Annotated in this window: 10 protein-coding genes and 2 pseudogenes; 7 read left to right on the top strand and 5 right to left on the bottom strand. The window is 65.6% G+C overall.

What is annotated here, in order from left to right:
* Nucleotides 1-127: 127 nt before the first annotated feature.
* Nucleotides 128-1600: a glycoside hydrolase family 32 protein gene (locus PJ259_RS13230; RefSeq protein ID WP_271653147.1), complete on the top strand. Its 1473-nt coding sequence runs from the start codon at nt 128-130 to the stop codon at nt 1598-1600.
* Nucleotides 1601-1653: 53 nt separating this feature from the next.
* Nucleotides 1654-2646: a LacI family DNA-binding transcriptional regulator gene (locus tag PJ259_RS13235; RefSeq protein ID WP_271653148.1), complete on the top strand. Its 993-nt coding sequence runs from the start codon at nt 1654-1656 to the stop codon at nt 2644-2646.
* Here PJ259_RS13235 and PJ259_RS13240 read toward each other — a convergent pair.
* The gene (locus PJ259_RS13240; protein WP_271653149.1) at nt 2643-3671 is read right to left on the bottom strand and encodes a LacI family DNA-binding transcriptional regulator; all 1029 of its coding nucleotides are present in this window, start codon (nt 3669-3671) and stop codon (nt 2643-2645) included. The genes PJ259_RS13235 and PJ259_RS13240 overlap by 4 nt on opposite strands.
* Nucleotides 3672-4031: 360 nt before the next feature.
* On the opposite strand from PJ259_RS13240, the gene PJ259_RS13245 reads away from it, so the two are divergent.
* The 5 genes from PJ259_RS13245 to PJ259_RS13265 all read left to right on the top strand — a co-directional run bounded on the left by PJ259_RS13245 (nt 4032) and on the right by PJ259_RS13265 (nt 10007).
* Nucleotides 4032-5288, top strand: a complete 1257-nt coding sequence (locus tag PJ259_RS13245; RefSeq protein ID WP_271653150.1) for an ABC transporter substrate-binding protein — start codon at nt 4032-4034, stop codon at nt 5286-5288.
* Nucleotides 5289-5498: 210 nt separating this feature from the next.
* The gene (locus PJ259_RS13250) at nt 5499-6371 is read left to right on the top strand and encodes a carbohydrate ABC transporter permease (RefSeq protein ID WP_271655870.1); all 873 of its coding nucleotides are present in this window, start codon (nt 5499-5501) and stop codon (nt 6369-6371) included.
* On the top strand, nt 6368-7210 hold the full coding sequence (locus tag PJ259_RS13255; protein ID WP_271653151.1) for a carbohydrate ABC transporter permease: 843 nt from the start codon (nt 6368-6370) through the stop codon (nt 7208-7210). Before PJ259_RS13250 ends, PJ259_RS13255 begins: the two co-directional genes overlap by 4 nt.
* A gap of 6 nt (nt 7211-7216) precedes the next feature.
* Nucleotides 7217-8902: an alpha-glucosidase family protein gene (locus PJ259_RS13260; protein WP_271653152.1), complete on the top strand. Its 1686-nt coding sequence runs from the start codon at nt 7217-7219 to the stop codon at nt 8900-8902.
* Nucleotides 8903-8912: 10 nt separating this feature from the next.
* A complete protein-coding gene (locus PJ259_RS13265; RefSeq protein WP_271653153.1) occupies nt 8913-10007 on the top strand; it encodes an ABC transporter ATP-binding protein in 1095 nt (364 codons plus the stop codon).
* A 50-nt stretch (nt 10008-10057) separates the two neighbouring features.
* Here the strand turns inward: PJ259_RS13265 and PJ259_RS22940 are convergent, their stop codons facing one another.
* From PJ259_RS22940 to PJ259_RS22955, 4 genes and pseudogenes are all read right to left on the bottom strand, one after another.
* Entirely contained in the window at nt 10058-10822 is a 765-nt protein-coding gene (locus PJ259_RS22940; protein ID WP_420480525.1) for a methyl-accepting chemotaxis protein, read from the bottom strand.
* Nucleotides 10823-10915: 93 nt separating this feature from the next.
* Nucleotides 10916-11947: pseudogene (locus tag PJ259_RS22945) on the bottom strand (HAMP domain-containing protein); the annotation flags it as partial.
* Nucleotides 11948-12066: 119 nt separating this feature from the next.
* Nucleotides 12067-12831: a methyl-accepting chemotaxis protein gene (locus PJ259_RS22950; RefSeq protein WP_423815223.1), complete on the bottom strand. Its 765-nt coding sequence runs from the start codon at nt 12829-12831 to the stop codon at nt 12067-12069.
* A 93-nt stretch (nt 12832-12924) separates the two neighbouring features.
* A pseudogene (locus PJ259_RS22955) lies at nt 12925-13959 on the bottom strand (HAMP domain-containing protein); the annotation flags it as partial.
* Between the last annotated feature and the right edge of the window lie 8 nt (nt 13960-13967).

Genomic DNA, 13967 nt, shown 5'->3' on the forward strand with positions numbered 1-13967 from the left:
CTAGCGCGGGCTTTCTGATACGGGGACTGCCTTCTCGAAGACAGCCGCGGTGGCGAACAGCCCTGCTGGACAGAAGCAGTGCCTCTCCTGCGCATGCCCCTTTCCCTTTTCTGCGAGACCCGCTTTCATGCCCTCTTCCGCACTGTCCAAGGCTCGCGAGGCAATCCTCGAGCAACTCGGCAACCGCCACGATGCCTGGCGTCCGGCATACCACCTGGCCCCGCCGGTGGGCTGGATGAACGATCCCAATGGACTGGTGTTCTTTCGGGGCGAATACCATGTCTTCTACCAGTACCACCCCTACTCGACGGCCTGGGGACCCATGCACTGGGGCCACGCCAAGAGCAGCGACCTGGTGCACTGGCAACACCTACCTGTCGCCCTCGCCCCGGATACCGACGCCGATCGCGACGGTTGCTTCTCGGGCTCGGCGGTGGTCTGGGAGGACCGGCTCTACCTGCTGTATACCGGCCACCGCTGGCTGGGCGAACCGGGCCGCGAAGACCAGGGGCTGTACCAGGTGCAGTGCCTGGCCAGCAGCCAGGACGGCCTGGTGTTCACCAAGCACGGGACGGTGATCGAGCCGCCGGTACCCGAGATGCAACACTTTCGCGACCCCAAGGTCTGGCGAGGCGACGATGCCTGGTGGATGGTGCTGGGCGCCCGCGAGGGCGACGATCCACGGCTGCTCATCTATCGCTCCAGCGACCTGCAGCACTGGGAAGCGCTGGGCAGCGCCCTGAGCGGTAGCCGCGCCCGGGACGGCTATATGTGGGAGTGCCCGGACCTCTTCCCGCTAGGTGATCAGGACGTCTTCCTCTGCTCACCGCAGGGTCTGCGCCCCCAGGGCTATCACTATCGCAATCTCTACCAGAACGCCTATCGCCTGGGACGGCTCAACGAGGCGCGCTTCGTGGCACGTAGCGACTTCATCGAACTCGACCACGGCCACGACTTCTACGCCGCCCAGACCCTGATGGCGCCGGATGGCCGCCGCCTGCTCTGGGCCTGGCTGGACATGTGGGAAAGCCCCATGCCGAGTCAGGCCGACGGCTGGTGCGGCATGCTCTCGCTACCGCGGGAACTGAGCCTGGAAGGCGACCGCCTGCGTCAGCGACCGGCGCGGGAATTGCTGTCACTACGGGAAATCGAACATTCGCTCGCCGCGCAACGCCTGAATAGCCAAAGGGTCCGCCTGCCGCTACGCGGGGAGCGCCTGGAACTCGACATCGAGCTCGATCTCGACGCCAGCAATGCCGAGCGCTTTGGCCTGGCCTTGCGCGTTGATCCGAATGGACGCGAGGAAACGCTGCTCTACGTGGATGCCCAGGCCGGGCGCCTGGTGCTCGATCGCGAACGGGCCGGACGCGGCGTGGCCGGTGTACGCAGCCTGCCGCTCAGCGGCGGCCAGGCGCGACTCAATCTGCGCCTTTATCTGGATCGCTCGTCGCTCGAGGTTTTCGTCGACGATGGCCTGCAGACCCTCAGCAGCCGCCTCTATCCGGGTCCGGACAGCCAGGAGGTCGTCCTCTTCGCCAGCAATGGCAGCGCACATTTCTGTCAGTTGCGGGCCTGGACGCTACGCGATCTGGCACTCTGAGCCCTTGCCGATTTGGCATACTCCGCTCCTGATCATACGAGCTGGAGGGTGGGATGCCATCGGTGAAGGATGTGGCCCGGCTGGCCGGCGTCTCGGCCATGACGGTTTCACGCGCGCTGAACAATCCGGAAAAGCTCGGCGCCGATACCCTGACCCGCATCCAGTCGGCGATCCAGACGCTCGGCTACGTGCCGGACCTGGCGGCCCGACGGATCCGCGGCGGCCACTCCAGCGGCAAGACCATCGGCGTCTTCGCCCTGGGCACCGCCACGACGCCCTTTGCCGTGGACCTGCTACTGGGCCTGGAGCGCACGGCCCGCGAGCATGGCTGGAACCTGTTCATCCTCAACCTGCTGGAGGATCGCCCCAGCCCCGAGGAAATCGAATTGATGCTGACCCACCGCCCGGACGGCATCGTCTTCAGCTCAATGCATTTGCGCGCCGTGGAGGTCCCGTTCGGGCTGGGTGAGCGTCCCGTGGTCCTGAGCAATTGCTATGCCGACCAGGCAGCGGTGACCTGCTACGTACCGGACGATGCCGAGGGCCAATACCAGGCCGTGCACCGGGCCCTGGCGTGCGGCTATCAACGCCCGCTGTGCATCAATCTTCCGCGCACCAGCCCGGCCTGGCCGCTTCGCCAGGAGGGCGTGCTGCGGGCTTGTCGCGAGGTCGGGCTGGCTGACGCGCTCCGTCAATATGACCTGAGCACCGACGACGCCTACGATGAAACCCGCCTGGAGCTGGAGCGCCGCTTCGCCATGGCGGAGGCGCCTCCGGACCTGCTGATCTGCGGCAACGACCGGATCGCCCTGGTGGCCTATCAGTGGCTGCTGGCGCGCGGGCTGCGCATCCCGCAGGACGTGGCCGTGCTCGGCTACGACAACATGATCGGCGTCGCCGAACTGTTCCATCCACCGCTGACCACCGTCCAGCTGCCGCACTTCGAACTCGGGCGCCAGGCGGCATTGCATCTGATCGAAGGCCGTGCCAACGACAGGGCGCGCCACTGGTTGGCCTGTCCGCTGGTGAGCCGTGCCTCGCTCTAGGACCACCGCACTGGCGCGGTAGAGGCACCGGGGACCAGCGGCACATCCCAGACTTCGACCAGTTCTGTCGCGGGTGTGCCGCGGGCGCGCTCGACGGCCATGTGCGCGATGCGCCGCCCGGCAAGACGGATCGACGACCGCAGGACGGTGAGCCCTGGCATGGCGATCTCCGCCGGCAGGGCTGCGACGACATCGTCGTGGGCGAGAAGAGAGACGTCGCCAGGAATCGACAGCCCGGCCTCGGCAATGGCGCGGGCCGCCCCTATGGCCTGCAGCACCGACGAGCAGAGCAAGGCAGTCGGTGGCTCGGCGAGCGCCAGCATGCCGCGGGCCGTTTCGTAGCCCCGTGCATAGGTATGCTGTCCGGAGGCCATCAGCGCGGGATCGGCGGCCAGCCCCGCGGCGGCGAGTTCGGCCAGATAGCCCGCGCGGCGATCCCGCCCGTAGGCCAGGTGTTCCTCGCCGTTGAGCAGACCGATGCGCCGGTGACCAAACCCCGTCAGGTGCGCGGTGCCCTTGGCGAAAGCACCGAAGTTGTCGACGCTGAGCGAGGCGACATCCTGGCCGAAGATGGGGCGGCCGTGGGCAACCACCGGAAAGGCGATCTCGGCGAGGTCGGCGGTCGCTGGATCGTCGAAGACCGGCGACAGCAACACCAGGGCGTCAACCGCGCCCGAGCCGATGACCCGTTCGCAGACGGCACGCTCCTGCCCCTTGAGCGTGGGCAGCAGATGAATGGCCAGGCCACATTCGGCGGCCGTTTCGCTGATACCCGTCAGCAGGTCGGTGACGATGGGATTTTCCAGCGCGTTGTCGTGGATCGACAGGAGGATACCCAGGGCGTTGGCCCGCCCGGTCGCCAGGCGCAGGGCGGTCGGATTCGGCTGGTAGTTGAGACGTTGTGCCGCCTCCAGCACCCGCTGCCGGGTCTTGGCACCCACCTCCGGATAGCCGTTCAGCGCCCGGCTCACGGTGGTTGGGGATAGGCCCAGATGGGCAGCGAGATCCTTCAGGCTATTGATCATCTTGTTATTCAGTACCTGGCGGCTAGGTGAATCCGCACGAAGAAAAAGCTCATCGGAGGCCGCCGGATAATACGGCGATTGACACCCCCCGCAAAGTAGCGCAGTCTCCTCGAAGCGCTTTCAAAGCGCTTTGAATAGGGTTTTCATCGACTTCTCCAGTTGATCTGGTGCGTTCACGGGGGCGGTAGACAGGTTTCTTCGATGGCATTCGAAGCCCCCTGCCGGTCGTCGATACGCAACGCCAGCGCCTGGAAAGACAACAACAACAATGAAAGGCCGGCTATCCGTTTCGCCCAGCGCGTCCGCCATCCAGGACAGCAAAGGCGGCCATGGACGGGTATCCGCCAGGAGATGAACAGCATGTTTAAGCGGCTAGCCGGAGTGCTCGTCACCGGAGTTCTGCTGGGCGGTGTCGTCCAGGCCGAGGAGTTGTCCATCGTTGCTGGCTCGACCGGCAAGGACATCGAAGAATTGCGCCTGCAGCTCGATGCCTTCGAGAAGACCAGTGGCCACAAGGTCAGGATCGTCACCATGCCGTCCTCGGCAACCGATCAGTTCGGTCAGTACCGGCTCTGGTTGTCGGCCGGCAACAAGGACATCGACGTCTACCGCACCGACGTGGTCTGGGCGCCGCAACTCGCCACCAGCTTCCTTGACCTCACGGACGCCATGAAGGATGTCGTCGGCCAGCACTCGCCGTCGGTGATCGCCTCCCAGGTGGTGAACGGCAAGCTGGTGGCCATGCCCATGTTTTCCGATGCGCCGGCGCTCTACTATCGCAAGGACCTGCTGGAAAAATACGGCAAGCCCGTGCCCACCACCTGGACGGAACTCGCGGCCACCGCCAAGCAGATCCAGGACGCGGAACGTGCCGCCGGACACCCACAACTCAACGGCTTCGTGTTCCAGGGCGCCGCCTACGAAGGCACCACCTGCGTGGGGCTGGAGTTGATCGCCTCCAATGGCGGCGGCGACATCGTCTCGCCCCAGGGGGAAATCACCGTCAACAACCCCAAGGCCGCCGAAGCCCTCAACGCCGCGCGCAGCTGGGTTGGTACCATCGCCCCCACCGGTGTCCTCGGCTACCAGGAAGAAGACGCTCGCGGTGTCTGGCAGACCGGCAACGCCGTGTTCATGCGCAACTGGCCCTATGCCTATCCGCTGGGCAACAGCGCCGACTCCCCCATCAAGGGCAAGTTCGAGGTCGCCCCGCTGCCAGCCGGCAGCAGTGGCCAGTCGGCGGCCTGCCTGGGCGGCTGGAACCTCGCCATTTCCAAGTATTCGCGCCATCAGCAGGCGGCCATCGAGCTGGTCCGCTACCTGGTATCGGCCGAGGCCCAGAAGCAGCGTGCCCTGCTGAACGCCCGACTGCCATCGATCCCGGCGCTGTATCAGGATCCGGACATCGTCGTTCAGCAACCGCTGGTGGCCCGCTGGAAGGACGTCTACGAGAGCGCCACGCCGCGGCCCTCGGCACCGACCAAGACGCGCTACAACGAGGTTTCGCAGCAATTCTGGACCATGGTCAACCGCACCCTGGCCGGCCAGGGCGACGCGGCGAGCAACCTTGATGCCCTGGAGAAACAGTTGCGGCGCCTGAAGCGCAACGACTGGTAAGGCGTGCACGAGCGCGCGGACCTCATACGAGGCACGCGCGCTCGCCCTTGGTGGCTGTCCCGGCCACGCCAAGCTTCACGGATACACCCGACCATGACTCACATCGAATCCGCTACCACGCCGCCTGCCGCGGTCGCTGCCACGCCGGTACGCGCGCGCTCCCGGCTGTCTCGCCAACGACAACGCGCCGCGCTGCTGTTCATCTTACCGATGCTGGTGGTGCTCGCCGGAGTGGCCGCCTGGCCGCTGCTCAGGACCCTCTACTTCTCCTTTACCGACGCCCGCCTGGGTGACCTGGCCGGCGCCACCTTCGCTGGTATGCGCAACTATTACGAGTGGGTGGATTACGGCGAGGGCGAGGGCGAGGCCTTCGGCGTGCTGGTGGATCCGGTCTGGTGGCATGCGGTCTGGAACACGGTGCGCTACACCCTGATCTCGGTCAGCCTGGAAACCTTGTTCGGCCTGATCGTAGCGCTGGTGCTCAACGCCCGCTTTCCCGGGCGTGCCCTGGTCCGTGCCGCGGTGCTGATTCCCTGGGCCATTCCCACCATCGTCTCGGCCAAACTGTGGGCCTGGATGCTGAACGACCAGTTCGGCATCCTGAACGACCTGCTGCTCCAGCTCGGCATCCTGGCGGCGCCCATCGCCTGGACCGCCTCGCCCGATACCGCCATGACCGCAGTCATCATCGTCGACGTCTGGAAGACCACGCCCTTCATGGCGCTGCTGATCCTGGCCGGTCTGCAACTGGTTCCGGGCGATGTCTACGAAGCCGCCCGGATCGATGGCGTGCACCCGATCAAGGTGTTTTTCCGCGTGACCTTGCCGCTGATCCGCCCGGCGATCCTGGTGGCGGTGATCTTCCGCGCCCTGGACGCCCTGCGCGTCTTCGATCTGATCTACGTGCTGACGCCGAACAATCCCGAGACCAAGACCATGAGCGTCTACGCCCAGGAGAACCTGTTCCAGTTCGACAACTTCGCCCAGGGTTCGGCGGCTTCGACGTTGCTGTTCCTGGTCGTCGCCCTGATCACCCTGATCTACCTCAAGACCGCTCGTCTCGACCTGGGAGCCAAACAATGAACGCTCGCACGCTCAAGGCGCTCACGACCAGGACGGGTTTCTACCTGCTGGTGGTGGCCATCGTCGTCTTCTCGGTCTTTCCCTTCTACTACGCGATCCTGACCAGCCTGAAGACGGGTACCGATCTGTTCCGCGTCGACTACCTGCCCCGTGCGGTCACCTTCGCCAACTACGCCAGCATCCTGGCCACCGACACCTTCCTCCACAACCTGCTCAACTCGGTGATCGTGGCCGCGTCGGTGGTGGCGCTCTCGCTGCTGCTGGCCATCACCGCCGCCTATGCCCTGGCACGGGTGCCCTTCCGCGGCCGCGGACTGCTCTTGATCACCATCCTCGGCGTGTCCATGTTTCCGCAGATTGCCGTCCTCGCCGGCCTGTTCGAGATGGTTCGCGCCCTGGGCCTCTACAACAGCCTGCTGTCGCTGATCCTGGCCTACATGATCTTCACCCTACCCTTCACCGTCTGGGTGCTGACCACCTTCATGCGCGAATTGCCCGTGGAAATCGAGGAGGCCGCCATCGTCGATGGGGCCTCGTCCTTCACCATCGTCACCCGCATCTTCATGCCTCTGATGTGGCCGGCGCTGGTGACCACCGGGCTACTCGCCTTCATCGCCGCCTGGAACGAATTTCTCTTCGCCCTGACCTTCGTCGCCAACAACGACAACCGCACCGTACCGGTCGCCATCGCCCTGCTGTCGGGCGCGTCGGAATTGGAAACCCCCTGGGGCACCATCATGGCTGCCTCGGTAGTGGTCACCCTGCCGCTGATCGTCCTGGTACTCATCTTCCAACGCAAAATCGTCGCTGGCCTTACCGCCGGGGGCGTAAAGGGGTAACTCGCCATGACCAATACTCGGACGCAGTCCATCGATCGCGACTGGTGGCGCGGTGCGGTGATCTATGAAATCTATCCACGCTCCTTCCAGGACAGCAACGGCGATGGCATCGGCGATCTCGCCGGCATCACCAGCCGGTTGCCTTATGTGGCCGAGCTGGGGGTCGATGCCATCTGGATCGCACCCTTCATGCGCTCCCCCATGGCCGACTTCGGCTATGACGTCGCCGACTACCGCGACGTCGATCCGCAGTTCGGCACCCTCGCCGACTTCGATGCCCTCGTGAGTCGTGCCCATGACCTGGGCCTGAAGGTGATGATCGACCTGGTGCTGTCCCACACCTCCAACCAGCACCCCTGGTTCGCCGAGAGTCGTCGGGATCGCCATAACGCCCGCGCCGACTGGTATGTCTGGGCCGACGCCAAGCCGGACGGCTCACCGCCCAGCAACTGGCTGTCCAACTTCGGTGGCTCGGCCTGGGAGTGGGATGCGGGGCGTGGCCAGTACTACCTGCACAACTTCCTCATCGAGCAACCCGACCTCAACTTCCACAACGAAGAGGTGGTGCAGGCGGTGCTGGACGTGGTGCGTTTCTGGCTCGACCGGGGGGTCGACGGTTTCCGCCTCGACACGGCGAACTTCTATTTCCACGACGCCGAGCTAAGGGACAACCCGCCGCTGCCAACGGAGCTGCAGAACGAGCGACTGGCCCCGCGTGATCGCCCCTACAACTGGCAGGAACACTGCTACGACAAGAATCGCCCGGAAAACCTGGACTTTCTGCGACGCTTTCGCGCCCTGCTCGACGAGTATCCGGCGGCCACCGCCGTCGGCGAAGTGGGTGAGCTGATCCATGGCACGGCGCTGATGGCCGAGTACACGGGCGGCGGGGATCGGCTGCACATGTGCTACGCCTTCGACCTGCTCAATACCGCCCTGCCCACGGTAGCCGACATCCGTACGGTGATCGAGGAGTTCGAGCGAGCGGCCACCGATGGCTGGGCCTGCTGGGCGTTTTCCAATCATGACGTGGTACGCCATGCCTCGCGCTGGGCCAAGGATCGAACGGACGGCGCGGCCATCCTGCGACTGGCGGCGGCGATACTGCTGACGCTAAGAGGCTCGGTATGCCTGTATCAGGGCGAAGAACTGGGGCAGACCGAAGCAGACATCGCCTTCGCCGACATCGTCGACCCCTGGGGCAAGCGCTACTGGCCAACCATCAAGGGCCGTGACGGCTGCCGGACGCCTATGGTGTGGAGTGAGGCGCTGCCCCATGGCGGTTTCACCACGGCAACCGCCAAGCCCTGGCTGCCGGTACCGGCAGAACACCTGCCACTCGCAGTGGAGCGCCAGGCGCAGCATGACGACTCCCTGCTTGCCTGCTATCGCACCCTGCTCGCCTGGCGCCGCACGCTGCCGGCCCTGGTCAAGGGCTCGATCCAGTTCCTCGACCTGCATCCACAGGTGCTCGCCTTCGAGCGGCGACACGGCGATGAATGCCTGCTGGTGGCCTTCAATCTGGCTGGTGGCCAGCCGCTGGAAGTGGACCTGACGCCGACGCTCGTCGAGCGCCTGCAGGAAGACCTCACGTCCCCGGTCCTGCACGGTCGCCTCGATCAGCAGCGACTGTCGCTGCCGCCCCACTCCGGTCTGATCGCCCGCCTCGCGTACGGCACCGACCACCCATGAGGACGCCCGAATGACTACGCTTACTCTCAAGGGGATCAAGAAAAGCTATGGCAATGTCGAGATCCTGAAGCACATCGACCTCGACATCCGCTCGGGGGATTTCATCGTTTTCGTCGGTCCCTCCGGCTGCGGCAAGTCGACCCTGCTGAGGGTCATCGCCGGTCTGGAAGACATCACCGCGGGCACCTTCTCCATCGACGGCGAAGTGGTCAACGACCGTACCCCCAAGGAGCGCGGGATCGCCATGGTGTTTCAGTCCTATGCGCTCTATCCGCATATGACGGTCTACCAGAACATGGCCTTCGGCCTCACCCTGGAAAAGGGCACGCCCAAATCCGACATCGACGTCCGCGTCCGCCGGGCTGCCGAGGCGCTGCAACTCACACCCTATCTGGAGCGGCTGCCCAAGGCACTGTCCGGTGGCCAGCGCCAGCGCGTGGCCATTGGCCGGGCCATCACCCGAGATCCCAAGGTATTCCTGTTCGACGAACCCCTGTCCAACCTCGATGCGGCCCTGCGGGTGCAGACGCGTATCGAGATCGCCCGGCTGCATGAGCAGATGCCTGCCACCACCATGATCTACGTGACGCACGATCAGGTAGAGGCCATGACCCTCGCCGACCGCATCGTGGTCCTCAACGGCGGACGCGTCGAACAGGTCGGTTCGCCCCTGGAACTCTACGACGACCCGGACAACCTCTTCGTCGCGCGCTTCCTCGGCTCGCCAGCCATGAACATTCTTCCGGCCACCGTTCGCGAGGGCCGGCTGGATCTCCAGGGCGCACAAGGCAGTGAAGCGCTGTCCGCGCCGCCCGGCATGCACGGCGCGCTCCATCTGGGGGTGCGGCCAGAACACCTGCAGCTGGTCAGCGCCGGCCAGGGCATCCTGGCCGGCACCGTCACCCTGACCGAGCAACTCGGCGAATTGACGCTGGTGTACGTGGACCTGGGGAACGGTGGCGACCCGCTGGTGGCCAAGGTGGCCGGCAAGGCCGAGCTGTACCGGGGGCAACAGGTGCAGCTGACCAGCGCCCCTGAGCACCTCCGCTACTTCGATGCGGATGGTCGCGCGGTACGCCAGGGCCTACACAGCTCGGTGGCCTGAGGAGGCTGCCGCCGCGTCGCCCCGATTCGGGGAGGCGCGGCAAGGCTGAGCTAGATCCGGAAGCCCCCCACCAGCCGCTGCAGGCGACCGGCTTCGGCTTCCAGCGCGGTGCAGGCCGCCAGGGTAGCCTGGAGGTTGTCGACGCCCTGCTGGTTCAGCAAGTTGATCTCGCTGATGTCCATGTTCAGGGTCTCCACCACCGAGGTCTGCTCCTCGGTCGCGGTGGCCACCGACTGGTTTTGGCCGTCGATCTCGCCGATGCGCTCGGTCACGCTGCCCAGGCGTTCGCCGGCGCTCTTGGCCACCTGCATGCTATGGGCGCTCTGTCGCTGGCTTTCCTGCATCAGGGCCACGGCATCGCGCGAGCCGGTTTGCAGCTCCTCGATCATCTGCTGGATCTGCTGCGCCGAACTCTGGGTACGGCTGGCCAGGGAACGCACCTCGTCGGCCACCACGGCGAAGCCACGACCGGCCTCACCGGCCCGGGCCGCCTCGATGGCGGCGTTGAGCGCGAGCAGGTTGGTCTGCTCGGAGATGCCGCGGATGACTTCGAGAATCTGGCCGATATTGGCGGTCTTGCCGTTGAGGGCTTCGATATGTTCGCAACTGGTGCCGATCTTGGTCGACAGTGCCTGCATCGCATGCAGGGCTTCGTCGAGCACCTCGCGGCCCTCCTCGCCCTGGGCGCGAGCGGTACTGGCCTCGCCCGAGGCATGGGCGGCATTGCGGGCGATCTCCTGGGCGGCGGCGCCCAGTTCATTGATCGCCGCCGCCACGCTGGTGGTGCGCTGTGCCTGCAGGTCCGACTGCTGCATGGAGGATTGCGAAGACTCCAGCACCCGCCGCGTGCTTTGGTTCAACTCGCCGGTGGTCTGGGCCACGTCGCGGATCGAGGTATGAATCCGCGCCACGAACTTGTTGAAGGCCTCGGCCAGGGCGCCGAATTCGTCGCGAGCCTGTACCGGCAGGCGACGAGTCAGATCGCCCTCGCCTTCGGCGATGTCGTCCATGGCGCGGGTCAGGTCGTGCAGCGGGCGCAAGAGCACGCGGATCAGCAGGCCCAGCAACAGGATGATGGCGATCACCGCCACCAGGGTGGCGACGATGGCCAGGTTGCGCGCCTGGGTGACCGGGGCATAGGCCTTGGCCTGGTCAATGGACAGACCCAGGTACCACTTCACCGAGGGCAAACCGTTGACCGGGGTGAAACTCACCAGGCGCTCGTTGCCGTTCTGGGCGATGGCCTGCAGGCCGGGCTGCAGCGACAGGTTCTGCGCGGGGAAGACGTCCTTGAGCGTCTTGAGCACCTGCTCGGGATGGCTGCTGACCAGGATCTTGCCGTCGCCGTCGACCAGGAAGGCTTCACCCAGGCCGCCGACGTTGAGCGAAGTGATGATCTCCACCAGGGCTGAGAGGTTGAGGTCGCCGGCCACCACGCCGGCCAACTGGCCGTCACGCTGCAGCGGGGTGGCGATGGTCACGCCCAGCTGTCCGGAGGAAGCGAAGATATAGGGCGGAGTCAGCACCGTGGTGCCGGCGGCGGTGGCGGCCGCGTACCAGGGCCGCTTGCGCGGATCATAGCCGGCTGGCAGGTTGCGCAGCGGTCGGGTGGTGTAGGTGCCGTCGACTTCGCCTAAGTAGGTGGAGTCGAAGTTGCCGGTATAGATCTTCTGATCCAGCAGGCCCACCAGCCCCTCGGGCGAGTGGTCGCGTGCCAGGGTCTGGGCCTCGCCTTCGATGAGCTTTACCCGTGTATCCAGCCAATAGGCAATGTTGCCAGCCGTGACCCGGCCAGTTTCCGCGAGGTTGGCGCTCAGGCTCTGGTCGATGGCCTGACGTTGCAAGTAGGCATTGAAGCCGGCCGAGGCAGCCAGCGCGGTGGTGATCACCAGTGCCGCGACCAGCAGGATCTTGTGGCTGAATTTCAGGTGTCGCTTCATACAGGTCTGCGTCCGTAGCGAGAGGAGCCAGGCCGGATTCAGGGCATGGCGGTCCCTCGTTATCGGGCACGTACGTTACGACTTGAGCGGAGCGGCACCCTCTTTTCAGCCTGCCCGAGCTAGATCCGGAAGCCACCCACCAGGCGCTGCAGGCGACCGGCTTCGGCTTCCAGGGCGGTGCAGGCCGCCAGGGTGGCCTGGAGGTTGTCGACGCCCTGCTGGTTCAGCAGGTTGATCTCGCTGATGTCCATGTTCAGGGTCTCCACCACCGAGGTCTGCTCCTCGGTCGCAGTGGCCACAGATTGGTTCTGGCCATCGATCTCGCCGATGCGCTCGGTCACGCTGCCCAGGCGTTCGCCGGCGCTCTTGGCCACCTGCATGCTATGGGCGCTCTGCCGCTGGCTTTCCTGCATCAGGGCCACGGCATCGCGCGAGCCGGTTTGCAGTTCCTCGATCATCTGCTGGATCTGCTGCGCCGAACTCTGGGTACGGCTGGCCAGGGAACGCACCTCGTCGGCCACCACGGCAAAGCCACGACCAGCCTCGCCGGCCCGGGCCGCCTCGATGGCGGCATTGAGCGCCAGCAGGTTGGTCTGTTCGGAGATGCCGCGGATGACTTCGAGGATCTGGCCAATGTTGGCGGTCTTGCCGTTGAGGGCTTCGATATGCTCGCAACTGGTGCCGATCTTGGTCGACAGTGCCTGCATCGCATGCAGGGCTTCGTCCAGCACCTCGCGGCCCTCTTCACCCTGGGCGCGAGCGGTACTGGCCTCGCCGGAGGCATGGGCAGCGTTGCGCGCGATCTCCTGGGCGGCAGCGCCCAGCTCGTTGATCGCCGCGGCCACGCTGGTGGTGCGCTGGGCCTGGACATCCGACTGCTGCATGGAGGATTGCGAGGCTTCCAGCACACGCCGGGTGCCCTGGTTGAGCTCGCCGGTGCTCTGGGCCACGTCGCGGATCGAGGTATGGATCCGTGCCACGAAGTGGTTGAAGGCCGATGCCAGGGCGCCGAATTCGTCGCGGGACTGCACCGGCAACCGGCGGGTCAGATCGCCCTCGCCTTCGGCGATGTCGTCCATGGCGCGAGTCAGGTCATGCAGCGGGCGCAGCAGGACGCGGATCAAGAGGCCCAGCAGCAGGATGATGGCGATCACCGCCACCAGGGTGGCGACGATGGCCAGGTTGCGCGCCTGGGTGACCGGGGCATAGGCCTTGGTCTGGTCGATGGACAGCGCCAGGTACCACTTCACCGAGGGCAGCCCCTCGATCGGGGTAAAGCTCACCAGCCGCTCGCCGCCATTTTGGACGACGTTGTGAAAACCAGGCGCCAGCGACGGCGTCTGGTCCGGGAAGACGTCCTTGAGCGATTTCAGCACCTGGTCGGCGTGGCTGCTGACCAGGATCTTGCCATCGCCGTCGACCAGGAAGGCTTCGCCCAGGCCACCGGCGTCCAGCGAGGTGATCATCTTCATCAGGCTGTCCATCACCAGGTCCCCGGCCACCACGCCGATCAGCTTGCCGTTCTGCAGGACCGGCGCCGCGATGGTGATGCACAGGAAGCTCTGCGGCGGTGCGGTGAGATAGGGCTCGGTGAGGATGGGCCGCCCGGCGCTGACCGCGGCCTTGTACCAGTCGCGCTGGCGGGCGTCGTAACCGGCCTCCATGGGTGTATGGGGGCGGTCAGTAAAGGTGCCGTCGACTTCACCCAGGTAGGTGGAATCGAAGTTGCTCGTGTAGAGCTTCTGCTCCAGCAGACCCACCACGTTGGCTGGGCTGCTGTCACGGCTGAGCGCCTGGGCCTGGCTGTCGATGAGCTTGACCCGCGCATCCAGCCAGTAGGCGATATTGCCGGCGGTGATGCGGCCGATCTCGCCCAGTGAAGCCTCCAGGCTCTGGGTGATGGCCTGGCGCTGCAGATAGGCGTTGAAACTGGCGAAACCGGCCAGGGCGACGGTCACCACGAGGGCAGCCGCCAGCAGGATCTTGTGGCTGAATTGGAGTGAGCGTTTCATAGGCACCA

Source organism: Pseudomonas sp. JBR1, assembly GCF_028198185.1.
GTDB classification, from domain to species: domain Bacteria; phylum Pseudomonadota; class Gammaproteobacteria; order Pseudomonadales; family Pseudomonadaceae; genus Chryseomonas; species Chryseomonas oryzihabitans_E.